Origin of the sequence: Rhodococcoides corynebacterioides NBRC 14404 (genome assembly GCF_001894765.1) — a bacterium.
Classification (GTDB): domain Bacteria; phylum Actinomycetota; class Actinomycetes; order Mycobacteriales; family Mycobacteriaceae; genus Rhodococcoides; species Rhodococcoides corynebacterioides.
The window spans coordinates 787,678-810,298 of the sequence record NZ_BCWV01000002.1; the positions used below are offsets into that span (position 1 = coordinate 787,678).

At 71.5% G+C, this 22,621-nt stretch carries 21 protein-coding genes; 15 read left to right on the top strand and 6 right to left on the bottom strand.

The window, feature by feature from the left end:
* Window positions 1-5: 5 nt before the first annotated feature.
* Entirely contained in the window at window positions 6-473 is a 468-nt protein-coding gene (gene rimI / locus RC2_RS05140; protein WP_261767807.1) for a ribosomal protein S18-alanine N-acetyltransferase, read from the top strand.
* Window positions 470-1,516, top strand: coding sequence for a tRNA (adenosine(37)-N6)-threonylcarbamoyltransferase complex transferase subunit TsaD (gene tsaD, locus RC2_RS05145; RefSeq protein ID WP_072681117.1), 1,047 nt, complete (start codon window positions 470-472; stop codon window positions 1,514-1,516). The genes rimI and tsaD overlap by 4 nt, the downstream gene beginning before the upstream one ends.
* 12 nt (window positions 1,517-1,528) lie before the next feature.
* Here the strand turns inward: tsaD and RC2_RS05150 are convergent, their stop codons facing one another.
* Window positions 1,529-3,112 carry an Hsp70 family protein gene (locus RC2_RS05150; protein ID WP_169846840.1) on the bottom strand — a complete coding sequence of 528 codons (1,584 nt, stop codon included), beginning with the start codon at window positions 3,110-3,112 and terminating at the stop codon, window positions 1,529-1,531.
* A gap of 224 nt (window positions 3,113-3,336) precedes the next feature.
* On the opposite strand from RC2_RS05150, the gene RC2_RS05155 reads away from it, so the two are divergent.
* The 3 genes from RC2_RS05155 (at window position 3,337) to groL (ending at window position 6,614) form a co-directional block, all read left to right on the top strand.
* Window positions 3,337-4,428 carry an LLM class flavin-dependent oxidoreductase gene (locus RC2_RS05155; protein ID WP_068153251.1) on the top strand — a complete coding sequence of 364 codons (1,092 nt, stop codon included), beginning with the start codon at window positions 3,337-3,339 and terminating at the stop codon, window positions 4,426-4,428.
* Window positions 4,429-4,615: 187 nt separating this feature from the next.
* A complete protein-coding gene (gene groES, locus RC2_RS05160) occupies window positions 4,616-4,915 on the top strand; it encodes a co-chaperone GroES (protein WP_027503792.1) in 300 nt (99 codons plus the stop codon).
* Window positions 4,916-4,997: 82 nt separating this feature from the next.
* The gene (groL, locus tag RC2_RS05165; RefSeq protein WP_068153254.1) at window positions 4,998-6,614 is read left to right on the top strand and encodes a chaperonin GroEL; all 1,617 of its coding nucleotides are present in this window, start codon (window positions 4,998-5,000) and stop codon (window positions 6,612-6,614) included.
* Window positions 6,615-6,707: 93 nt separating this feature from the next.
* Here the strand turns inward: groL and RC2_RS05170 are convergent, their stop codons facing one another.
* On the bottom strand, window positions 6,708-7,001 hold the full coding sequence (locus RC2_RS05170; RefSeq protein WP_068150887.1) for a WhiB family transcriptional regulator: 294 nt from the start codon (window positions 6,999-7,001) through the stop codon (window positions 6,708-6,710).
* Window positions 7,002-7,330: 329 nt separating this feature from the next.
* Between RC2_RS05170 and RC2_RS05175 the strand changes: the two genes are divergently transcribed.
* The 3 genes from RC2_RS05175 (at window position 7,331) to RC2_RS05185 (ending at window position 9,702) form a co-directional block, all read left to right on the top strand.
* Window positions 7,331-8,038 (top strand): hypothetical protein, encoded by a 708-nt coding sequence (locus tag RC2_RS05175; RefSeq protein ID WP_072681121.1) that lies wholly within the window; start codon window positions 7,331-7,333, stop codon window positions 8,036-8,038.
* A gap of 139 nt (window positions 8,039-8,177) precedes the next feature.
* Entirely contained in the window at window positions 8,178-8,759 is a 582-nt protein-coding gene (locus RC2_RS05180) for a sigma-70 family RNA polymerase sigma factor (RefSeq protein ID WP_068150882.1), read from the top strand.
* Window positions 8,749-9,702 (top strand): anti-sigma-D factor RsdA, encoded by a 954-nt coding sequence (locus RC2_RS05185; protein ID WP_068150880.1) that lies wholly within the window; start codon window positions 8,749-8,751, stop codon window positions 9,700-9,702. The genes RC2_RS05180 and RC2_RS05185 overlap by 11 nt, the downstream gene beginning before the upstream one ends.
* Before the next feature lie 71 nt (window positions 9,703-9,773).
* Here the strand turns inward: RC2_RS05185 and RC2_RS05190 are convergent, their stop codons facing one another.
* A complete protein-coding gene (locus RC2_RS05190; protein ID WP_068105965.1) occupies window positions 9,774-10,178 on the bottom strand; it encodes a DUF5319 domain-containing protein in 405 nt (134 codons plus the stop codon).
* A 234-nt stretch (window positions 10,179-10,412) separates the two neighbouring features.
* Here RC2_RS05190 and guaB point away from each other — a divergent pair, with 234 nt between their 5' ends.
* From guaB to guaA, 4 genes are all read left to right on the top strand, one after another.
* On the top strand, window positions 10,413-11,879 hold the full coding sequence (gene guaB, locus RC2_RS05195) for an IMP dehydrogenase (RefSeq protein WP_068105962.1): 1,467 nt from the start codon (window positions 10,413-10,415) through the stop codon (window positions 11,877-11,879).
* A gap of 66 nt (window positions 11,880-11,945) precedes the next feature.
* On the top strand, window positions 11,946-13,088 hold the full coding sequence (locus tag RC2_RS05200; RefSeq protein WP_068150877.1) for a GuaB3 family IMP dehydrogenase-related protein: 1,143 nt from the start codon (window positions 11,946-11,948) through the stop codon (window positions 13,086-13,088).
* Between the two features lie 96 nt (window positions 13,089-13,184).
* Window positions 13,185-14,966, top strand: a complete 1,782-nt coding sequence (locus tag RC2_RS05205) for an FAD-dependent oxidoreductase (RefSeq protein ID WP_068150874.1) — start codon at window positions 13,185-13,187, stop codon at window positions 14,964-14,966.
* A gap of 94 nt (window positions 14,967-15,060) precedes the next feature.
* Window positions 15,061-16,605: a glutamine-hydrolyzing GMP synthase gene (gene guaA, locus RC2_RS05210; RefSeq protein WP_068150896.1), complete on the top strand. Its 1,545-nt coding sequence runs from the start codon at window positions 15,061-15,063 to the stop codon at window positions 16,603-16,605.
* 34 nt (window positions 16,606-16,639) lie between these two features.
* On the opposite strand, the gene RC2_RS18875 is transcribed toward guaA, so the two are convergent.
* Window positions 16,640-16,810, bottom strand: coding sequence for a hypothetical protein (locus RC2_RS18875; protein ID WP_156509762.1), 171 nt, complete (start codon window positions 16,808-16,810; stop codon window positions 16,640-16,642).
* Window positions 16,803-18,182: a PspC domain-containing protein gene (locus RC2_RS05215; RefSeq protein WP_068150871.1), complete on the bottom strand. Its 1,380-nt coding sequence runs from the start codon at window positions 18,180-18,182 to the stop codon at window positions 16,803-16,805. Before RC2_RS05215 ends, RC2_RS18875 begins: the two co-directional genes overlap by 8 nt.
* A gap of 133 nt (window positions 18,183-18,315) precedes the next feature.
* On the opposite strand from RC2_RS05215, the gene RC2_RS05220 reads away from it, so the two are divergent.
* From RC2_RS05220 to RC2_RS05230, 3 genes are read left to right on the top strand one after another with little or no spacing between them, the layout of a single operon-like run.
* A complete protein-coding gene (locus RC2_RS05220; protein ID WP_371828702.1) occupies window positions 18,316-19,647 on the top strand; it encodes an ATP-binding protein in 1,332 nt (443 codons plus the stop codon).
* Entirely contained in the window at window positions 19,644-20,303 is a 660-nt protein-coding gene (locus tag RC2_RS05225) for a response regulator (RefSeq protein WP_068150868.1), read from the top strand. The genes RC2_RS05220 and RC2_RS05225 overlap by 4 nt, the downstream gene beginning before the upstream one ends.
* Window positions 20,300-21,247, top strand: a complete 948-nt coding sequence (locus RC2_RS05230; RefSeq protein WP_068150865.1) for an endonuclease/exonuclease/phosphatase family protein — start codon at window positions 20,300-20,302, stop codon at window positions 21,245-21,247. Before RC2_RS05225 ends, RC2_RS05230 begins: the two co-directional genes overlap by 4 nt.
* Before the next feature lie 25 nt (window positions 21,248-21,272).
* Here the strand turns inward: RC2_RS05230 and RC2_RS05235 are convergent, their stop codons facing one another.
* Window positions 21,273-22,517, bottom strand: coding sequence for a serine/threonine-protein kinase (locus RC2_RS05235; protein WP_068150890.1), 1,245 nt, complete (start codon window positions 22,515-22,517; stop codon window positions 21,273-21,275).
* Window positions 22,518-22,621 lie beyond the last annotated feature (104 nt).

Here is a 22,621-nt window from a genome sequence, read left to right on the forward strand (position 1 = left end):
AGCCGATGGTTCCGGCGGATGCGGCGGGGTGTGCCCGGCTCGAGCGGGTCCTGTTCCCGGGCGACGGGCCCTGGCCCGAGGACGCGTTCCTCGAGGAGCTGCGGAGCCCGCACGTGCGGTACCGCGTCGTCCGTGACGACGACGGTGTGGTGGGGTATGCCGGAATCGCGTTGCTGGGCACGGGGTCCGGAGCCGAGGCGGAGATCCACACGATCGGTGTCGATCCGTCGGCGCAGCGCCGGGGGATCGGCCGGGCGTTGTTGACCGACGCGCTGGCGGCGGCCGACGCGCACGGCGGTCCGGTGTTCCTCGAGGTCCGCACGGACAACGAGGCCGCTCTGGCCCTGTATCGGTCGACGGGGTTCGAGATCGTCGGAACTCGACGCAACTACTACCGCCCCTCGGGGGCGGACGCGTACACGATGCGCCGCGAACCCGGTGGCCGCACGCAGACGGAAGGAATGTCCTCGTGATCGTCCTGGGTATCGAAAGCTCCTGCGACGAAACAGGAGTCGGCATCGTGCGGTATCACGAGAGCGGTCCGGCGGCAGGGACGTGCGACCTGCTGGCCGACGAGGTGGCCTCGAGCGTCGACGAGCACGCGCGGTTCGGGGGCGTGGTGCCCGAGATCGCGTCGCGTGCGCATCTCGAAGCGATCGTGCCGACGATGCGGCGCGCGCTCGCGGCGGCGGGGATCGAGCGTCCGGACGCCGTGGCGGTGACCATCGGTCCCGGTCTCGCGGGGGCACTGCTCGTGGGTGTCGCGGCGGCCAAGGCGTACGCGGCGGCGTGGGGGGTGCCGTTCTACGCGGTCAATCATCTGGGCGGTCACGTCGCCGTCGACACGCTCGAGCACGGCCCGATGCCCGAGTGCGTCGCGCTGCTCGTCTCCGGCGGCCACACACATCTGCTCGAGGTGTCCTCGTTGGCGGAGCCCATCGTCGAACTCGGCAGCACCGTCGACGACGCGGCGGGAGAGGCCTTCGACAAGGTCGCTCGCCTGCTCGGCCTCGGTTATCCCGGTGGGCCGGTGCTGGATCGACTGGCCGCACAGGGCGATCCGACTGCCATCGCCTTTCCACGGGGGATGACCGGACCGCGCGACGCGCGGTACGACTTCTCGTTCTCCGGTCTGAAGACGGCCGTCGCTCGGTACGTCGAGAAGTCGGAGCGGTCCGGGACGCCGGTGGTCGTGGCCGACGTCGCGGCGTCCTTCCAGGAGGCCGTGGCGGACGTGTTGACGCTGAAGGCGATCCGAGCGTTGGAGGATCGCGGGATCGACACCCTCGTGTTGGGCGGCGGAGCGACGGCGAACTCCCGGATTCGCTCGCTCGCCGAGGAGCGTTGTGCCGCAGCAGGTGTGACGCTGCGGGTACCGACGCCGCGGCGATGCACCGACAACGGCGTCATGATCGCCACGCTGGGCGCGCACATCGCGGCCTCCGGGGCGTCGCCGTCCGCGCTGACGTCGGCGACGGATCCGGGTCTGCCGGTGTCCACCTCGCTCGTGCCGTGACGGCTGCGGGGGTCACGGAGCGGGCGGAGACTCCGAGGTGGCGGGGGGCACCGTCGCCGTGTTCGGTTGGGGGACCGGCACCGTCGTGACGACGTCCGGAACCGCCGGGAGGGTGGTGACGGCGGTCGGTGCGGAGGACGACGGCGCGGGGTTCGCCGGGGTCGGGTCGACCGGGGCGGTGCTCGGCGGCGTGGCCCACCACGGCGGCAGACCCGGCAGGCCGGGGATCTCGATGATCGGCAGGTCCGGTGCCGGTCGCAGGCTGGGAGTGGTGGGCGTGGGCGGCGGCGTCCCCGTGGTCTCGGTGCTCGTGGAGGTCGCCGGGGCGGGCGTCGACGGGCGCGGCCGGGGCGCCGTGTAGTCGTACGTCGTGGTGGGCAGCGGGGTGTAGTCGAACCGTGAGGTCGGGGGCGCGGCGGCCGCGCCCGGATCGTCCCAGCCGCCGGTGAGGGCGGGCGGGGGAGCGGGCAACGCGTCCACGGTGGTGGTCGTGGTGACGGCGGCCTCGTCCGTCAGGTCGGTGGCGGCGCTGGCGGTGACGGTCGGGTCGTCGATCGGCGTGAGCGCCTGGACCCCGTAGGCGAGGACCACCGCCAGCACGGCGCAGGCAGCGGCCACCGCGCCGGCGGTTCGCACGCCGGACGTCGACGGCGCGGTCGACCGGGCCGGGTGAGCCAGAGTGCGCGCGAGCAGGGCCGCGCCCTTGGCGACGGCGGCGTCGGGTTCGGTGGTGGTGACGAGGGGGACGTCGACGGCATCGGCGACGGCGTCGACGACGGCGGGAACGAAGGCACCTCCGCCGATCACGGCGGCAGCGTCCGGTCGCGCCGACTCGCCGTGGAGGACGATCGCGGTCCCGACGAGGTCGGTGATCGCGGAGCGGAACGCGCGCAGCGGCGCGGCGAGCGCGTCGTCGAGATCGGCTCGCGTTACGGTGACGGTCTCGCCGCCGGGCAGGTCGACGCTGCTGCTCTCGGCGGAGGAGAGCTGTTCCTTCGCAGTGGTCAGGCGGGCGGCCACCAGTGCGCGATCGAGCATGTGCACCGTGGGCAACCGGGACTCGACCGTCGCGGCGAGGGCGCGTTCGACGACGCGTCCGCTCATCACGTCGGTCCGGGTGCTCGCGCGTACGGTCCCGTCGGTCTGGTCGACGACGCTGACGGAAGTGCCGCTCGCGCCGACGTCGACGAGCAGGACGTGGCCGAAGCGGGCCACCTCACCGGTGTGCCGGAGCCAGCAGAGGGCGGCGTCGGTGTCGGTCACCAGGTTGTCGGCGGTGAGGGCGTGGTCGTGCCGCCGAAGCGCCGCGAGCAGAGGACGCGTCCGGGACGACGGGCGGTGGGCCACGCCGACGCGGGGCCGCTCGGCCGCACCGTCGCGCAGAAGATGGTCCGTGGCCAGAGCGAGCGAGGTGGTGACCAGCTCGGCGGGGTCCGCGCGGAGACCGTCGACCGTGAGGGTGCGGTAGTCGAAGACCTCGCGGCCGGTGTCGGTGGTCGTGAGGACGGCGCAGCACACCACCTCGGAACCGGCCGAGACGCCGAGGGTGGTCGCGGGACGATCCGCCGGGTCGGGTCGGGTATTGGTGTGGGGCACGGGTGTGAGCACCTCCTTCGATCGCTCGGCGGGGGCAGTGACAGGACAGGGACAGGGACAGGGTGACGGGCACGCCGACGAGACGTCGCGAGCGCCGTTATGGGAACGTTACCGAACTTGGCGCGAAATAGCGCGCCCATATCCCGACGTTGTCGGTGTCGACGGCGGGAGAACCCGCTCCGACGAGCGACTTCGTCGCGACGAGAAAAGGATGTGAGACCCGCGTGTCAGGAGCGTCGGACCACCGGAACGTCGATCCCACCCCCTTCGAGGTGGGCATCACGACCTTCGCCGAGACCTACCCCGAGGTCGGGGTCGACACCGTCCGCGGCCACGGGCAGCGGCTCCGCGAGGTGGTCGAGGAAGCAGAGGTGGCCGATCGAGTCGGCCTCGACGTCTACGGCGTGGGCGAGCACCACCGAGCGGACTTCGCAGCGTCCGCGCCGGCCGTCGTGCTCGCCGCCATCGCGGCCCGGACGTCCCGCATTCGACTCACCAGCGCGGTGACCGTGCTCAGCTCCGACGACCCGGTGCGTGTCTACCAGGACTTCGCGACGCTCGATCAGCTCTCGTCCGGCCGGGCCGAGATCATCGCGGGCCGTGGGTCCTTCACCGAATCCTTCCCGCTGTTCGGTTACCGGCTCGAGGACTACGACGAGCTCTTCGCCGAGAAGCTCGACCTGCTGGTGGCGATCGCGAACTCCGACCGTGTCACCTGGAGCGGACGCCACCGTCCCGCCCTGGCCGACCAGGCCGTCCACCCCCGTGCGCAGCAGGACCCGCTGCCGGTCTGGGTGGGTGTGGGGGGCAACCCGCAGTCGGTGGTCCGCGCGGCGTCCTACGGACTGCCCGTCGCGCTGGCGATCATCGGGGGCGAGCCGGCCCGGTTCGCGCCGTTCGGTGACCTCTACCGCCGGGCGCTCGACGAATTCGGCAAGCCGCGCACGCCGCTCGCCGTGCACGCGCACGGCTACGTCGGCGAGTCCGACGACGCCGCGGCGGACGAGTTCTTCGATCCGTATCGCACCGCGATGTCGCACATCGGACGTGAGCGCGGGTGGCCGCCGATCGGCCGCGGTCAGTTCGACGCGGCCCGCTCGCCGCAGGGTTCACTGGTGCTGGGGTCGCCGGACACGGTGGCGGAGAAGATCGTCTCGATGTCCCGCCTGTTGGGCCTGGACCGGTTCATGCTGCACATCAGCGTGGGCACGCTGCCGCACGAGAAGGTGCTGCGCAGCATCGAGTTCCTGGGCACCGAGGTGGCCCCGCGCGTGCGGGCGGCGATGGCCGAGACATCGGGCAGTCGAAGAGGTTGAGTGCTGGCACTCGCATGTATAGAGTGCTAGACGACGCCAGGGTCGACGGCCCGGCACCCGCGACGACGGGACGTCGATCTACAGCGTCACGGCAAGTGATCCTGCTCGCGCAGGTGGACATGAAGACACGACGGCCGAGGACGACCCTCGGCCGCGACACCGAACGTGTGAAAGTGGAGGGCTCATCGTGGCAGGCGTGAACATCAAGCCGCTCGAGGACAAGATCCTCGTCCAGGCCGTCGAGGCCGAGACGACGACCGCCTCCGGTCTGGTCATCCCCGACACGGCCAAGGAGAAGCCCCAGGAGGGCACCGTGGTCGCCGTCGGCGAAGGCCGCGTGACCGACAAGGGGAACCGCATCCCGGTCGACGTCAAGGAGGGTGACACGGTCATCTACTCCAAGTACGGCGGCACCGAGATCAAGTACGCCGGCGAGGAGTACCTGATCCTGTCCGCACGCGACGTGCTGGCAGTCATCTCCAAGTAAGCCCCACGCTCTCCGCCCCGGTGTCCCTCAGTGGCCCGGGGCGGCTTGCGTTACGTCCGACCGACGAGGAGCCGTCAGCCGTATGGCCAAGCAACTGGAATTCAACGAGGCTGCCCGGCGCAGCCTGGAGAAGGGCGTCGACAAGCTCGCCGACGCCGTCAAGGTCACACTCGGACCCCGCGGCCGCCACGTGGTGCTCGCGAAGGCGTTCGGGGGACCGACCGTCACCAACGACGGTGTCTCGATCGCCCGCGAGGTGGAGCTCGAGGACCCGTTCGAGAACCTTGGCGCGCAGCTCGTCAAGAGCGTCGCCACCAAGACCAACGACGTCGCCGGCGACGGCACCACCACCGCGACGGTGCTGGCCCAGGCCCTGGTGCGTCAGGGCCTGAAGAACGTCGCCGCCGGTGCGAACCCCATCGCGCTCGGCGTCGGCATCAGCAAGGCCGTCGACCACGTCACCGAGGCGCTGCGCGCCGCGGCGGTGCCGGTCGAGGGCGAGACGTCCGTCGCCCAGGTCGCGACCGTGTCCTCGCGCGACGAGGTCATCGGACAGATGGTCGGCGAGGCCCTCTCCCGGGTCGGCACCGACGGCGTCGTCACCGTCGAGGAGTCCAGCTCGCTGGTCTCCGAGCTCGTCGTGACCGAGGGCGTGCAGTTCGACAAGGGTTACCTCTCGCCCTACTTCGTCACCGACGCCGACAGTCAGGAAGCGGTGCTCGAGGACGCGCGCGTCCTGCTCTACCGCGACAAGATCGGGTCGCTGCCCGACTTCCTGCCGCTGCTCGAGAAGATCGCCGAGGCCGGCAAGCCCGTCCTCATCGTCGCCGAGGACGTCGAGGGCGAAGCCCTCTCCACCCTGGTGGTCAACTCGATCCGCAAGACGGTCAAGGCCGTCGCCGTCAAGGCGCCGTTCTTCGGCGACCGCCGCAAGGCGTTCCTCGAGGATTTGGCCGTCGTCACCGGCGGCACCGTGATCAACGCCGATCTGGGCCTGACGCTCAAGGACGCCGGCCTCGACCTGCTCGGCACCGCTCGGCGCGTCGTCGTCTCGAAGGACGAGACCACGATCGTCGAGGGCGCGGGCACCGCGGAGGCCATCGCCGACCGTGTCGCGCAGCTGCGACGCGAGATCGAGGCCACCGACTCGGATTGGGATCGCGAGAAGCTCGAGGAGCGGCTGGCCAAGCTCGCCGGCGGTGTCGCGGTGATCAAGGTCGGCGCCGCCACCGAGACCGACCTCAAGGAACGCAAGTTCCGGGTCGAGGACGCCGTGAACGCCGCGAAGGCGGCCGTCGAGGAGGGCATCGTCCCCGGCGGCGGTGCCGCTTTGGTTCACGCTTCGCGTGGACTGGTCGGCGGCCTGGGGCTCACCGGTGACGAGGCCATCGGCGTCGAGGCCGTCCGTCTCGCCCTGCGGGCGCCGATGTTCTGGATCGCCTCGAATGCGGGGGTCGACGGGTCCGTCGTGGTCGGCAAGCTCGCCGACGCCGAGGACAGCACCGGCTTCAACGCCGCGACGCTCACGTACGGCGACCTGGTGGCCGACGGTGTCATCGACCCCGTCAAGGTCACTCGCTCCGCCGTCGTGAATGCGGCGTCGGTGGCCAAGATGATTCTCACCACCGAGTCCACCATCGTCGACAAGCCCGTCGAGGACGAGGGCGACGAGGGTCACGGACACGGCCACAGCCACTGATCGAGCGCCCCGCTCGGCCCGAACACGACGAGACCCCACCGGATCGATCCGGTGGGGTCTCGTCGTCGGGTGGGTCGGCAGGAAGACCGCCGGTCAGGACGCGATGCGCCGCCGCGTGCGGCGGGCCAGGGCGTCGCGTTCGGCCTCGCTGAGCCCACCCCAGATGCCGTAGGGCTCGTTCACCGCCAGAGCGTGCGAGCGGCACTGTCGCAGCACCGGGCATTCTCGGCACATTTCCTTCGCACGTGCCTCCCGCTGCGCGCGGGCGCGTCCTCGCTCGCCGTCCGGGTGGAAGAAGACGGACGAGTCGACGCCGCGGCACGCACCGTGCATCTGCCAGTCCCAGATGTCGGCGTTCGGTCCGGGAAGGTTCTCGGGCTGGGGCATGACGTCCTCCTGCGTTCGGGTGGCAACCGGTGGTGTGCGGATCTCGCGGGGGCGACGGTCACCGGCTCCGGTGAGGCCTCTCACCAGGAGCAGAGCAACCGTACGAAGGGGTCCGAAAGAGCGTCAACAGTCCGGATTCGTGGTGATTTCCACAGTCCGCGGCCGAATTTGTAACGTGACCGTCACGTGGGTCTGGTGCGGCGCACACCGCACCCCACCCGTAACACCGGCGTCACACCGGTGACCACGGTGCGTTACTGCACGGCCCCCGACGCTCCGTGTGAACACTGGGAAAACTCTCCTCGAGCGGACTCGTTAGCGTGGCACGGGTGACGGATCTCGAGGCCTGGCGACGTGCGGCGGAGGTCGGGGGTCGGGGGTGGTACGCCCGCGCCCACAGCGAGGCCGCTGCGTTGCGGGTCTCGCCCGACCCGGTCGTCCGGTCGTCGGCCTGGTGTCTCGAGGCGTCACTCGTGCGTCAGGGCGGCGATCACCGCCTGGCCGCCGTCCTCGACGGCCGCGCTCTGGCCGAGGTGGGGGTGCGTCGGGCCACGGTCACCGCGGTCGACGCCGTGGTGGGTCTCGCCGCCGACGCTCTCGGACCCGGCCGGTATCGACGAGCCGAGGTGCTCCTCGACCGAGCAGCGACGATTCTCGACCGCTGCGTCCCGGACCGGGAGGCGCACCGCGCCGCCGTGCGCTACCGCTGGGTGCGCGCCGAACTGGCGATGGCGTCCGGTGACGGCGGTGCGGCAGAGCGCTGGGCCGACGACGCCGCTCGCCTGGCCGTGGATCTCGCGTCGGCGCGGCACCGGGTGAAGTCCGCCGTGGTCGGCACGGCGGCCGCACTGGTCGCGGGGCGGGACGGGGTGGCGCTCCGGGCCGAGCAGGTTCGGCGCGAGGCCGTCGACGGCGATTTTCTGCCCCTGGCCTGGGCGGCGGCGGCGATCGGGGACGCGGTGGGGGACCCGATCGCCGCCGCGGACCGTGCCCGCTTCGCCGCGGTCCTCCGTGCGCGGGGAGGGCCGTTCCGGTGAGCGACGGCGCAGAAGCGGACTGTTCGGTCACACGAACTTCTGCGCCGACTATCCTGAGTCTGTTCCCGACCGGCGGTGTCGGCCGGGAAGCACGTCCGGTCGACGGGCGGGTCGGGAGCGGCGTCGCGGGGGTGAGTTCATGACCGTCATCGACGAGCGGCTGGACGCGGCCGTCGCCGCGGCGGCCCGCGGCGATCGCAACGCCCTGGCGATCGTGCTCGAGACCGTCCGCCCGCTGGTCGTCCGCTATTGCAGGGCTCGCGTGGGCGCCGGTGACCGCGGGCAGATGTCGGCCGACGACGTCGCCCAGGAGGTGTGCATCGCCGTCATGACGGCGCTGCCCCGCTACGAGGATCAAGGCCGTCCGTTCATGGCGTTCGTCTACGGAATCGCCTCTCACAAGGTCGCCGACGCCCATCGGAGTACGTCGCGTAACAAATCCGAACCCATGGCCGATGTTCCGGATGTCATGTCCACCGAGGAAGGCCCCGAGCAACGGGCGCTGGACTCGGAGGCAGGACGCCGCATGACCGAGCTGCTCTCGACTCTGCCGGACAAGCACCGCGAAATCCTGGTGCTTCGCCTGGTGGTCGGGTTGTCGGCGGAGGAGACGGCTGCCGCGGTGGGAAGCACCGCGGGCGCCGTTCGTGTGGCGCAACACCGGGCATTGGCGAAGCTGAAGACGGCTGTAGTGGGAGCAGGTGACAGGTATGGCCCGTGACACGGGGCGCGGCGCGGACCGCGACCGGTCGCTCGACGACGAGAACGATCCCGTCGATCTGATGGCCGTGCGGCGAGACGACGCCCTCATCGAGGCGATCGCCGGGAACGGTCCGGTCGCCACGGCGGATGCGGACGAGTATCGACTGGCCGCGTTGCTGGCGGAGTGGCGCGAGGACATCGTCTCCGCGCCCATGCCGGCCGGCCCGTCGCTCGACGAGATCGTGGCCGCCATGGACCGCGATCGGGACAGCGCGGCCGATCGTGGTCGCGCCCGGAGCCGACTTCGATTCCTGCGTCCCGTCGTCGGGGCCGCCGCGGCCGTGGCGTTCCTGGCGGGCGGAGTGTCCGCGGTGTCCTTCGGGGCCGAGCCGGGCGACCCGCTGTGGAAGGTCAAGGAAGTCGTCTTCACTCAGGAGGCGCAGTCCACCGCGGCCCGCGTGGAGACGACGTCGGCGCTGCAGAACGTCGAGACGGCACTTGCTCGTGGCGACGCGGATCAGGCACGCACGCTGCTGGCGGAGGCCGCCACCCGCACCCCGGCCGTGCGGGACGAGCAGCAGCGCGCCGAGCTCCTCGGGTGGTGGACGCGGCTGAACCAGCAGCTGTCCACGCTGACACCGCCGACCATTCCGGTGCCGCCCGCAGCCCCGGTCGCGCCGGACACCACGGTGCCGGAGACCCCGCAGCTGCCCGAGGATCTGTCGCCCCTGCCCAGTGACATCCCGGTCCCGACGGATCTCCCGTCGCTGCCGGCGATTCCGCTGCCGTCGAACTTCCCGACTCTGCCGTTCCCCGTGCCCACGGCGCTGCCGGGACTGCCCGTGCCCACCACGACGGTGACGGTGCCGCCGGAGATCCTCCGGCTCCCGATCGCGCCCAGCACCGCCCCGGTCCTGCCCACGGCCGCCGCACCGGACGCGGGCAACCAGACGCCGAACTAGGGTCACCCCGTACGACGAACGCCCACCGACCGCGAGGTCGGCGGGCGTTCGTCGTCGTCAGGGGAAGAGACTCAGGCGTCGAAGCCGTCGCCGTGCAGTGCGTCGTTCATCGAGGCGTCCGCGTACCCGCGGCAGTAGTCCCACGTGACGTAGGCGTCGGGAATGGGGTCGTACGCCGGCTCGTGCGGTCGAACGGTCCCGTCGACCAGCAGTTGCAGCAGGTTCGCGCGGAGCATGTCCCAGTCGTGGAAGTGGTCCTGCTGGCAGTCCTCGCAGCACACCACCAGACCGCGCACGCCACGGTGGGCCAGCAGAGCCTCGTAGACCGCGAGATCCGCGAGATCCTCCTCGACGGCCAGTCGCTCCTGCGGGTCCAGGGGTTGACCGGGCTCGATCGCGTCGAGAGCCGCCGACGGGTCGGCGGGATCACCGGCGAACGGGTCCGGTGGGAGACCGGGGGGCAATTGATCACGCACGTCGACCACGGTACGCAGCGAGGCCCTGTCCGCGCCACCGCTACGGACCGATGCGGGTCGTTCCGTGACATGGGCGGCGGATACGATCGGGACCGGCCGGAACGGCACGTCGTCACTTCAGGAGGGGCCGCTCACATGACCACACCCGACATCTCGAGCACGGCGGGGTCCGGTGTCGCCGACCACGTCGCCCCGGCGGTCCGGACCGGCGGCGACGATCCGAACAAGGTGGCCATGCTCGGACTCACCTTCGACGACGTGCTGCTGATTCCGGCCGCGTCGGACCTCATTCCCAGCAAGGTCGACACCTCCAGCCAGCTGACCCGCGACATTCGACTGCGCGTGCCGCTCGTGTCCAGCGCCATGGACACCGTCACCGAGGCGCGTATGGCCATCGCCATGGCCCGCGCCGGTGGCATGGGCGTCCTGCACCGCAACCTCTCCGCGCAGGATCAGGCCGCGCAGGTGGAGGTGGTCAAGCGGTCCGAGGCCGGGATGGTCACCGATCCGGTCACCTGCAAGCCCACCGACACGCTCGCCGAGGTCGACGCCCTGTGCGCGAAGTTCCGCATCTCCGGGCTGCCGGTCACCGACGAGCGCGGGGAACTGGTCGGCATCATCACCAACCGGGACATGCGCTTCGAGGTGGATCAGTCCCGCACCGTGGCGGAGGTGATGACCAAGGCGCCGCTGGTGACCGCGCGCGAGGGAGTGACCGCGGACGCCGCGCTGGGCCTGCTGCGTCGGCACAAGATCGAGAAGCTGCCCATCGTCGACGGCAAGGGCATGCTGACCGGACTCATCACCGTCAAGGACTTCGTCAAGACGGAGCAGCATCCGCTGGCGACGAAGGACCGTGACGGCCGCCTGCTCGTCGGTGCCGCCGTGGGAGTCGGGGACGATTCCTGGTCCCGCGCCATGCTCCTGGCCGATGCGGGCGTCGACGTGCTGGTGGTCGACACCGCCCACGGCCACAACTCGCAGGTCCTGCAGATGGTGAGCAAGGTCAAGGCCGAGGTCGGGGACCGGGTGCAGGTGGTCGGCGGCAACATCGCCACCCGCGCCGGGGCCCGCGCGCTGGTCGAGGCCGGCGCCGACGCGGTCAAGGTGGGCGTCGGACCCGGCTCGATCTGCACGACGCGCGTCGTCGCCGGTGTCGGCGCTCCGCAGATCACCGCCATTCTCGAGGCCGTCGCGGTGTGCAAGCCGGCCGGGGTGCCGGTGATCGCGGACGGTGGCCTGCAGTTCTCGGGCGACATCGCCAAGGCGCTGGCCGCCGGCGCGTCGACCGCGATGCTGGGATCGCTGCTCGCCGGCACCGCCGAGTCGCCGGGTGAGCTGATCCTCGTGGGCGGCAAGCAGTTCAAGAGCTACCGCGGCATGGGTTCGCTCGGTGCGATGCAGGGGCGCGGCGCCGCGAAGTCCTTCTCCAAGGACCGCTACTTCCAGGACGACGTGCTGGCCGAGGACAAGCTCGTCCCGGAGGGCATCGAGGGCCGGGTGCCGTTCCGCGGGCCGCTCTCGCAGGTCATCCACCAGCTGACCGGCGGGCTGCGGGCCGCGATGGGCTACACCGGGTCGACGTCGGTCGAGCACCTGCAGGAAGCGCAGTTCGTGCAGATCACCTCCGCTGGACTCAAGGAGAGCCATCCGCACGACATCACCATGACCGTCGAGGCTCCCAACTACACCGCTCGCTGACCCGGCTGCATCCGGTCACCGGCACCGACAACCTCCGAAGCAAGTACCGAGAAAGAAGGCACGCGCGTGCGCGACCTGGTGGAGATCGGCATGGGCCGCACGGCCCGTCGCACCTACGAACTCGAGGACGTCGACATCGTCCCGTCGCGGCGGACGCGGTCGTCGAAGGACGTCTCGACCGCCTGGCAACTCGACGCCTACCGGTTCGACATCCCCGTCGTCGCCCACCCGACGGACGCGCTGGTCTCGCCGTCGTTCGCGATCGAACTCGGCAAGCGTGGTGGCCTCGGCGTCGTCAACGGCGAGGGACTGTGGGCACGTCACGCGGACGTCGATGCGGCGATCGAGCGGCTCACCGACATCGCGTCCCGCGAGGTCGACGCGGACGCCGCGGTGGCGTTCCTGCAGGAACTGCACGCCGCGCCCCTGCAGCCGGACCTGCTGGCCGCCGCCGTCGCCCGCGTGCGCGAGGCGGGAGTCACCGTCGCCGTGCGGGTCAGTCCGCAGAACGCGCTCGCGCTCACCCCGGGCCTCGTCGCCGCGGGTGTCGATCTGCTGGTGGTGCAGGGCACCATCATCTCGGCCGAGCACGTCTCCGCCGGTGGCGAGGAGCCGCTGAACCTCAAGACCTTCATCGCCGAGCTCGACGTGCCCGTCGTCGCCGGTGGCGTGAGCGATCACCGCACCGCGCTGCACCTCATGCGAACCGGTGCGGCGGGCGTGATCGTCGGCTACGGCTCGACCGAGGGTGCGACCACCACCGGTGAGGTCCTCGGCATCGGTGTGCCCATGGCCACGGCCATCGCCGACGCCGCCGCGGCGCGTCGGGACTACCTGGACGAGACCGGCGGCCGGTACGTCCACGTGCTCGCCGACGGCGACATCACGACGTCGGGCCACGTGGCGAAGGCCATCGCGTGCGGCGCCGACGCCGTCGTGCTCGGCGCTCCGCTCGCCGTGGCCGAGGAGGCCCCCGGCCGCGGGTGGTACTGGCCGTCGGCCGCCGCGCACCCGTCCATGCCGCGGGGCGCGCTGCTCGAGGCCGCGTTCGGCGAGGACCGGCCGAGCCTGGATCGGGTGCTCTTCGGGCCGTCGACGGATCCGTTCGGCTCGCTCGACCTGGTGGGCGGACTGCGACGGTCCATGGCCAAGTCGGGTTACTCCGATCTCAAGGAGTTCCAGAAGGTGGGACTGAACATCCGCGGCTGAGCTCGCCGCGGGAACACCGCCGGTTTCTGTCACCGGCGTTCACACCTACGCTAGGATCAGTGGCGTTCCTCACCGATCCCGGCGAAAGGTGCCCGCATGCGTGGCCAGTCGACCCCCACACGTGATTACGACGTTCTCGTCGTCGGATCCGGCTTCGGCGGCAGCGTGACCGCGCTGCGGCTCGTGGAGAAGGGCTACCGGGTCGGTGTGCTCGAGGCGGGTCGGCGGTTCGAGGACCACGAGTTCGCGGAGACCAGCTGGGATCTGAAGAAGTTCCTCTGGGCACCGGCCCTCGGGTGCTTCGGCATCCAGCGCGTCCACCTGCTGCGGGACTGCTTGATCCTCGCCGGCGCCGGCGTCGGCGGCGGGTCGCTCAACTACGCCAACACGCTCTACCAGCCGCCGCGGTCGTTCTTCCAGGATCAGCAGTGGGCGCACATCACCGACTGGCACGACGAGCTGACCCCGTTCTACGAGCAGGCGCAGAAGATGCTCGGCGTGGTGCAGAACCCGCACATGACCCCGGCCGACGAGGTCATGAAGTCGGTGGCCGAGGACATGGGCGTGGGGGAGACGTTCATCCAGACCCCGGTCGGCGTGTTCTTCGGCGACGAGCCCGGCAAGACCGTCCCGGACCCCTATTTCGGCGGGGTGGGCCCGGACCGGCGTGGCTGCATCGAGTGCGGCGAGTGCATGACCGGGTGTCGACACAACGCGAAGAACACGCTGCTCAAGAACTACCTCGGCCTGGCCGAGCGCGGTGGGGCCGAGGTGATCTCGATGACGACGGTGACCGACCTCGCCCCGCAGTCCGACGGCTCGTGGGTGGTGTCCACCCAGCGGACCGGGGCCCGCGTGCGCAAGGACCGCACGCAGTACACCGCACGGCACGTGGTGCTGGCCGCCGGCACGTGGGGCACGCAGCAGTTGCTGCACGCGCACAAGGACTCCGGCGCGCTGCCGAAGCTCTCGCCCACGGTGGGCCGGTTGACCCGGACCAACTCGGAGTCCATCGTCGGCGCGGGCAAGCTGACCCACGATCCCTCGGTGGACCTCACCCGCGGCGTGGCCATCACGTCGTCGTTCCATCCGACGCCGGACACGCACATCGAGCCGTGCCGTTACGGCAAGGGCTCCAACGCGATGGGTCTGCTGCAGACGCTGATGACCGACGGCGGCGGACGGACCCCGCGCTGGGCGAAGTTCCTCGGCGAGGTGGGCCGCAACCCGCGCCGGTTCGTGCGCATGATGAACACCCGGCACTGGAGCGAGCGCACCATCATCGCCTTGGTCATGCAGAACCTCGACAACTCGATCACCACCTACACCAAGCGTGGGCCGTTCGGTCGCCGCGTCACCAGCAAGCAGGGTCACGGCGAGCCGAACCCCACCTGGATCCCGGTGGGCAACGAGGCCACTCGCCGCATCGCGAAGAAGATCGACGGCGTCGCCGGGGGCACCTGGGGCGAGATCTTCAACATCCCGCTCACCGCGCACTTCCTGGGCGGGGCCGTGATCTCCGAGGACGCGAAGGACGGCGTCATCGACCCGTACCACCGGGTGCACGGCTACCCGACGCTGAGCATCGTCGACGGCTCGTCCGTGTCGGCGAACCTCGGCGTCAACCCGTCGTTGACCATCTCGGCCCAGGCGGAGCGGGCGGCGTCGTTGTGGCCAAACAAGGGCGAGGAGGACCTGCGCCCCGCCCAGGGCGAGGCGTACCGCCGGCTCCAGCCGATCGCCCCGCACAGCCCCGTCGTGCCCGAGCACGCGCCGGCGGCACTGCGGTTGCCCATCGTCGCGATCACGAGTGGGTCCCGCACCCCGGCGGTGCAGCAGGAGGACACCCGGGTCCCCAGCAGCACCGGCGCGGCGTGAGCGCGGCGGCGCTCTCTAGACTGACCGCGTGAGCGAGACGGACGAGACACGTCAGACGGAAGCGGTCGCCGCGGCCACCGGGAACGCGAACCCGGTGCTGGTGGTCGATTTCGGTGCCCAGTACGCGCAGTTGATCGCCCGTCGCGTCCGCGAGGCCCGGGTCTTCTCGGAGGTGGTGCCGCACACCACGTCCGTCGAGGAGATCGCCGCGAAGAAGCCGTCGGCCATCGTCCTCTCGGGCGGCCCGTCCAGCGTGTACGCCGAGGGCGCACCGCAACTGGACCCGGCAATCTTCGACCTCGACGTTCCCGTGTTCGGCATCTGCTACGGCTTCCAGGCCATGGCCGGTGCTCTGGGCGGCACCGTCAGCCACACCGGCACCCGTGAGTACGGCCGCACCGACCTCACCGTCTCCGGCGGCACCCTGCACGACGGACTTCCCGGCACGCAGCCGGTGTGGATGAGCCACGGCGATGCGGTCACCGCGGCGCCCGAAGGCTTCGAGGTGGTGGCCACCAGCGCCGGAGCGCCGGTCGCCGCGTTCGAGAACCGCGCCCGCCGACTCGCGGGGGTCCAGTACCACCCGGAGGTGCTGCATTCCCCGCACGGCCAGCAGGTGCTCTCGCGCTTCCTGCACGACATCGCCGGCATCGCCCCCGCCTGGACCGCCGCCAACATCGCCGACGCCCTGGTCGAGCAGGTCCGCGAGCAGGTCGGGGACGGACGCGCGATCTGCGGTCTGTCCGGTGGTGTGGACTCGGCCGTGGCCGCCGCGCTGGTGCAGCGTGCTATCGGTGACCGACTGACCTGCGTGTTCGTCGACCACGGTCTGCTGCGGGCGGGCGAGCGCGAGCAGGTGCAGCAGGACTTCGTCGCCGCGACGGGCGCACGCCTGGTGACCGTCGACGCCGTCGAGACCTTCCTGCGCGAGTTGGACGGGGTCTCCGATCCCGAGACCAAGCGCAAGATCATCGGCCGTGAGTTCATCCGGTCCTTCGAGGGCGCCGTGTCCGCCGAGCTCGGCGACAGCGCCGCGCACGGGGAGAGCATCGACTTCCTCGTCCAGGGCACCCTGTATCCCGACGTCGTGGAGTCCGGCGGCGGGACGGGGACGGCCAACATCAAGAGCCACCACAACGTCGGCGGCCTCCCCGAGGACCTGCAGTTCTCCCTGGTCGAACCGCTGCGACTGCTGTTCAAGGACGAGGTACGCGCCGTCGGCCGCGAGCTGGGGCTGCCGGAGGAGATCGTCGCTCGCCAGCCGTTCCCCGGCCCCGGCCTCGCGATCCGCATCATCGGCTCGGTCACCCCGGATCGGCTCGAGACCCTGCGTCACGCCGACGCGATCGCTCGCGAGGAACTGACCACCGCGGGGCTCGACGCGCAGATCTGGCAGTGCCCGGTGGTGCTGCTGGCGGACGTGCGCAGCGTCGGCGTCCAGGGTGACGGCCGAACCTACGGCCACCCGATCGTGCTGCGTCCGGTCTCGAGCGAGGACGCGATGACGGCCGACTGGACCCGCCTGCCCTACGACGTCCTCGAACGCATCTCCACGCGCATCACCAACGAGGTCCGCGAGGTCAACCGCGTGGTACTCGACGTGACCAGCAAGCCCCCCGGCACCATCGAGTGGGAGTGAGTCCCGCTCGGTCCCGGTCGGACCGGGTCACCACTCACTGAAACCACGGGGTCGGGTCGACTCCGGCCAGGACGACGGCCGCGAGGGCCGTCGTCGCCAGGCCGGAGACCAACAGCACGAGCGACGGACCGCGCCGACGGTCGTCGGTCGCGTCGGTCGCGTCCCGGGTTCCGTCGGCGTCGATGCGGGGCGTGTACTCATCCACGGGTGACCTCCACGTTGCCGAGGGTGGTGGTCGCGTCGAGGGTGAGCACCGGGGCGTCCGGGCCGGCGGTCCCGTCGACGCGCACACCGGGGCTGCCGATGCAGTCCCTGTTCCCGACGTTCGAGTTGCAGGTCACCACCACGTTCATCGACGACGGCACGGTGACCTCGGCATTGCCCACCGTCGTGTCGACGCTGATCCGGCGATCCTCGGTCAACTCGAGTCCGCGCAGGTCGAGTTCGACGTTGCCCATGGAGGTCGAGTAGGAGTCGGCCAGGGCCGTCATGGTCGTCGGTGCCGCCGTCACGTTGCCCATCCGCGGGGCGCCGGCGTCGACGCCGACCAGGGCGGACACGACGACGAATCCGGCGAGCGGACCGGCGACCACGAGCAGTCCGTAGCCGCGTCGTCGGAACGCGCCGACGACGAGTCCCAGTCCGATCACGGCGAGGGCCACGGCGCCGACGGTGGTCGCGGAGACCCACGAACTTCCGAACACGGTGCCGAGCGCGACCGTCACGGCCGACGCGACGACCGCGATGCCGATCGTGGTCGACGTCAGGTGCGACGACCGTGGTGCGGCGACGGCCGGGGCGGCCGCGCGGCGGGGCTCGGGCAGATCCCACGCGAAGGGCGCGACACCCAGCGGGTCCCAGGCGGGCGGCGCGGCCGGTGCGAAACCGGTTCCGTCCGTGCCGTTCCCGCCGTTCCCGCCGTTCCCACCGTTGTCGGAGTTCTCGCCGTTCCTGCCGTCCTTGCTCAGCGAGACCGGAGCGTTCCCGGTCGCGGACGCCGGCTGCGGATCGGGCACGTAGCGCTCGGGGAGTCGGGTGTAGGGGGACCACTGCTGCGGCGCCGAATGCGGCCAATGCTGTTCCGGCAGCGGCGTTCCCGGTCCGGGCGGTGTCACGGGCCACGGCGCACCGGGGTCGCCGAGCGCGCCGACGGGGGCCGGCGGTTCCGGCGTGCGGCGGTGGAGGAGGTACCACCCGCCGAGCATGGCGATCGTCGAGACGAGGCCCGATCCGGCGCCGATCGGGCCGGTGCTGACCAGGGCGATCGCGAGCACCACGGCGAGGACGACGGCAGTGGTCTGCGACTCGGAGCTGCGGCCGCGACCGAGCAGCGACTCCGCGGCGGACGTGGTCTCGCCCGCTCGGGGGAACGTCAGCCACGCGGCGAGGTACAGCACGAGTCCGGACCCGCCGAACAGGGTGGAGACGACGAACGCGACGCGCACCAGCACCGGATCGACCCGGTACCGGTGTGCGACACCCGCGGCGACGCCCGCGCCGGGCCCGGCATCGGGGAGCCGGGACGGTCGGGTTCGCCAGATCTCGGACAGCTGCACGGAAGCGGTGGACGTGGTCATGGCATTCATCCTGCTGATCGTCGGCCGTCGGCACATCGGGGCGAACCCTGAATTCGGGACCACGCGTCGGCGGCCGCGACATGGGGGTGAACCCCGATACCGTTCCGCCCCTCGTCGTGTCAGGATCGAGGGCGTGTCCACGCTGCCCGCCGTCGAGTCCGCGCCCGGGTCGGCCCGTGTGCAGACGGGGTCGGCGCGCCCGGATGCGGCGCCGCCGGAGTTGCGGCGTCGTGCCGGTGGCCGGGTCATCGCCGGCGTGGCCGGCGGGCTCGCCGACCACCTGTCGGTGGACGTCGGCCGCGTGCGGATCGCCTTCGCGGTGTTGTGCGCCATGGCCGGCGCCGGCATCGTCGCCTATGCCCTGCTGTGGGTGTTCACCTCCGCGGGTGACGACACCGCGAAACCCACCCGCCGGGAACGCCGTCGAGCGTGGGGACTCGCCGGGCTCGGCATCCTCGGTGCGCTGGTGCTGGGATCCGGCCCCATCGGTCTGTCCTCGGCGTTCGTCGTCCCGGTGGTCGTCGTGGCGATCGGCGCGACGGTGGTCTGGCGCGAACTCGACTCGGCCGGAACGAGATCGGCGTCGCAGCGGGGACAGCGCACGACGGTCCTCGGGTGGGCGCGCATCGTCGCCGGTGCCACGCTCGTGGTGGTCGGGCTGTGTGTCGTCGTCCTCTCCCGCGCCGACATGGCAGCGCTGCAGTCCTCGTTCGTCGCCGTGGCCGTCACGGTCGTGGGCATCGTGCTGCTGACCGTGCCGTTGTGGATGCGGCTCTGGCGCGCCCTCGCCGACGAGCGGGCGGCGCGCATCCGCACCGAGGAACGCGAGGACATCGCGTCGCATCTCCACGATTCGGTGCTGCAGACGCTGGCCCTGATCCAGAAGCAGTCGCACGATTCGGCCGAGGTGATGCGGCTCGCGCGCAGCCAGGAACGCGAGCTGCGGAAGTGGTTGTTCGGTGGCGGTCGGGAGGATCACGCGAGTCTCGTGCGGGCACTGACCACCATCGCCGGAGAGGTCGAGGACCACTACGGCATCACCGTCGACCCGGTGACGGTGGGCGACCTCCCTCTCGACGACGCCCCCGAGGCCGGCGGGCTCGGGCGGGAAGCCGCCACCGCCGTGTTGGGGGCGACCCGCGAGGCACTGGTGAACGCCGCGAAGCACGCCGAGGTCGCCTCGGTGGACCTCTACGCGGAGGTGACCCCGGAGTCCGTGGAGGTCTACGTGCGCGATCGCGGGTGCGGGTTCGACCCGGCCGCGGTGGCACCGGACCGCCAGGGACTCGCCAAGAGCGTGCGAGGGCGCATCGAGCGCCGTGGCGGCACCGTGCAGGTGCGCTCGACTCCCGGCCGCGGCACCGAGATCGGCATCGTCGTGCCGCGGGGTCTCGGCCGGAAGGACACCGTCGAGAACCACCGCGACGTCCACGACGCCCGCGACCGAGAGGACCGATCCGCGTGACCGAGCCGGCCACCCGCACCTTCACCGTCTTCCTCGTCGACGATCACGCGGTGTTCCGCTCCGGGGTCCGTGCCGAACTCGGGCGAGTCGACGACATCACCGTGGTGGGCGAGGCGGGCGGCGTCGCGGACGCGGTGCGCGGCATCGCCGCGGCCAAGCCGGACGTCGTCTTGCTCGACGTCCACATGCCCGACGGGGGCGGCGTCGCGGTCCTGCACGCGATCGACGACGGCCCGGTGTGCCTCGCGCTGTCGGTCTCCGATGCCGCCGAGGACGTCATCGCCGTCATCCGGGCGGGGGCGCGCGGCTACGTGACCAAGTCGATCTCAGGGGCAGATCTGGCGGACGCCGTCCGCCGCGTCGCGGGCGGCGACGCCGTGTTCGGTCCGCGACTGGCGGGGTTCGTCCTCGACTCCTTCACCGGCCGGTCCGCGACTCCGGAACCGGCGCTGGACCCCGAATTGGACTCGCTGACGCCGCGCGAGCTGGAGGTGCTGCGCCTCCTCGCGCGCGGCTACACCTACCGGGAGATCGCGGAGACGCTCTTCATCTCGGTCAAGACCGTCGAGACCCACGCATCCAACGTGCTGCGAAAGACGCAGCAGTCCAACCGCAACGCGTTGACCCGGTGGGCCCACCGGCGTCGGATCGAATGAGGCGACTGCGCCCGGTCGCGACCGTGCTCGGTGCGCTCGGCCTGCTCGCCGGTGTCGTGGCCGTCGTGACGTCGTGGGTCGACGTCCCCCGCTTGATCGTCGTGGGACCGGCGTCGTTCGCGCCGATCCTGCTGTGCTGCACCGTCGTCGGGACGATCCTCGCGCTGACGGCGCGGCGCTGGTGGATCGCGGGAGCCTCCGCACTGGTGTTGGCGATCGCCGCGACGGTCGTGGTGCCGCTGTACGTCGCGGACGCCGACTCGCCGACCGGGACGCCGATCACCCTCATGCAGGCCAATGTCATGCTGGGGGACGCGGATCCGGCGGCGCTGGTGGCGTCCGTGCGGGATCGCGGTGTCGACGTGCTGACGGCGCAGGAACTCACCCCGGAGTTCGTCGACGCCCTCGACGACGCGGGAATGGGCGACGTCCTGCCCTACCGGTTCGTCATGCCCTACCCCGGCGGGGCCGGTGCGGGCATCTACAGCCGCGTTCCGGTGACCGACGGCCGGGAACTGGACGGCTACCTGCTCTCGAGCGTCACCGCGCGCGTGGACCTCGGGACCGGTCCGGTCCGCGTCTACGCCGTACACCCCGTGCCGCCGTATCCGACGCCGACGGCCGTGTGGGCGCAGGAAATGTCGATGCTGCGCGACGAACTGCGCACGGCCGCACGCTCTCCCGAGCCGGTGATCGTGGGCGGTGACTTCAACGCCACCCACGCCCACGCACGGTTCCGGGCGCTCGTGTCCGACGGTTGGTCCGACGTCGGCGACGTCGTCGGGGCGGGCATCGTCCCGACCTATCCGACGGACAAGAGCTACCCACCCGTCGTGGGAATCGACCACGTCCTGGTGCGCGAGGTGGGGGCCACGTCCTCGACGGCCGTCGACATCGCGGGGTCCGACCACCGGGGGCTGGTGGTGGACCTGGTGCTCCGCTAGGTGCCGGGTCCGGCCCGGACGTACGTCAGAGCACCAGCACGAGCACGAGGATCAGCACCAGGACGCCCGCGCCGACCCCGAGCCAGAGCACCAGGTTCTCCGGCGGTCCCGACCGCCGGGTCGGCGGCTCGAAGGGGGGCGGCGCGTACGTGGGCCGGGGTGCTTCCCGGTCGGAGACCGTCCCGTCGGCGCTCGGTCGCGGAACCCGGTCCAGCGGCACGGCGGTGGGGGCGGCCGGCAGGCCCGTCATGGTGCGGCCGTGGATGCGTTCGGCGCGGCGGGTGGACGTCGGGACGCGGGCGCCGCGGGACGCCCAGAACGGAACCTGACCGTCCTGCGCGCGCAGCGGCGTGTTCAGCACCGCGGAGGGGCTGCCGTTCTTGCCGACGGCGAGGCGGACGAAGCGGTCGCGCACCTCGGCCATCGACGGACGCCGCGAGGGGTCCGGCTCGAGCATGTGCAGCAGGGTGGCCGTCATGGGACCGCTGCGACGCGGCGGGGTGATCCGCCCGCCGGCGACCCGATGCAGCAGGGCGATGGAATCGGCGTCGATGCCGAACGGCGGTTGCCCCTCGGTGGCCGTGTACAGGGTGGCGCCGAGAGAGAAGACGTCGCTGGCCTCGGTGGGGTCCGCGCCGCGTGCGACCTCGGGAGCGAAGTACGCCGGGGTGCCGGTGATGACGGCGCTGTTCTCCTCGTGCGTGTCGGTCTTGGCGCGGGAGATGCCGAAGTCGCTGATCTTGACCATGCCGAGGGCCCCGCCGCGGTCGGCCACCAGGATGTTGCCGGGCTTGACGTCGCGGTGCAGGATGCCGGCGGCGTGCGCGGCGGTGAGGGCGTCGGCGATCTGGGCGCCGATCTGGATCACCTCGGTCGGCGGCAGCGTCTCGGTGATGTTGAGGGCCATGGCGAGGCTGCGGGCGGGCAGGTACTCCATGATCAGCCACGGCTCGCCGCTGTCGATCGCGACGTCGTGCATCGCGATGGCGTGAGGATGGTTCAGTTGCGCGGCCATCCGGCCCTCGCGGAGCGCGCGGTCGCGGACCTCGCGCGCCGCCTCGGGCTCGAGGTCGATGGTGGAGGTGGCCTGTTTCACCGCCACCTTGCGGCGGAGCAGGGTGTCGTTCGCGAGCCAGACGGCGCCCATCCCGCCGCCGCCGATCTTGCTGTCCAGGCGGTATCGACCGGCCAGGAGATAGTCGGGTCCGACGGCCGGGCGGGTGCGGCGAGCGGGGGTCGCGGCGTCACCGGAGGGCTGGGGATCCGTCACGGCGTCGAGGTTATCCGACAGCGGCCCTCGGTCCCGATCGAGGCGTCCGACCAGGCGTTTCCGGGTCACCTTGACGTTCGAACGGCGGACGGCTTTACTGGAGA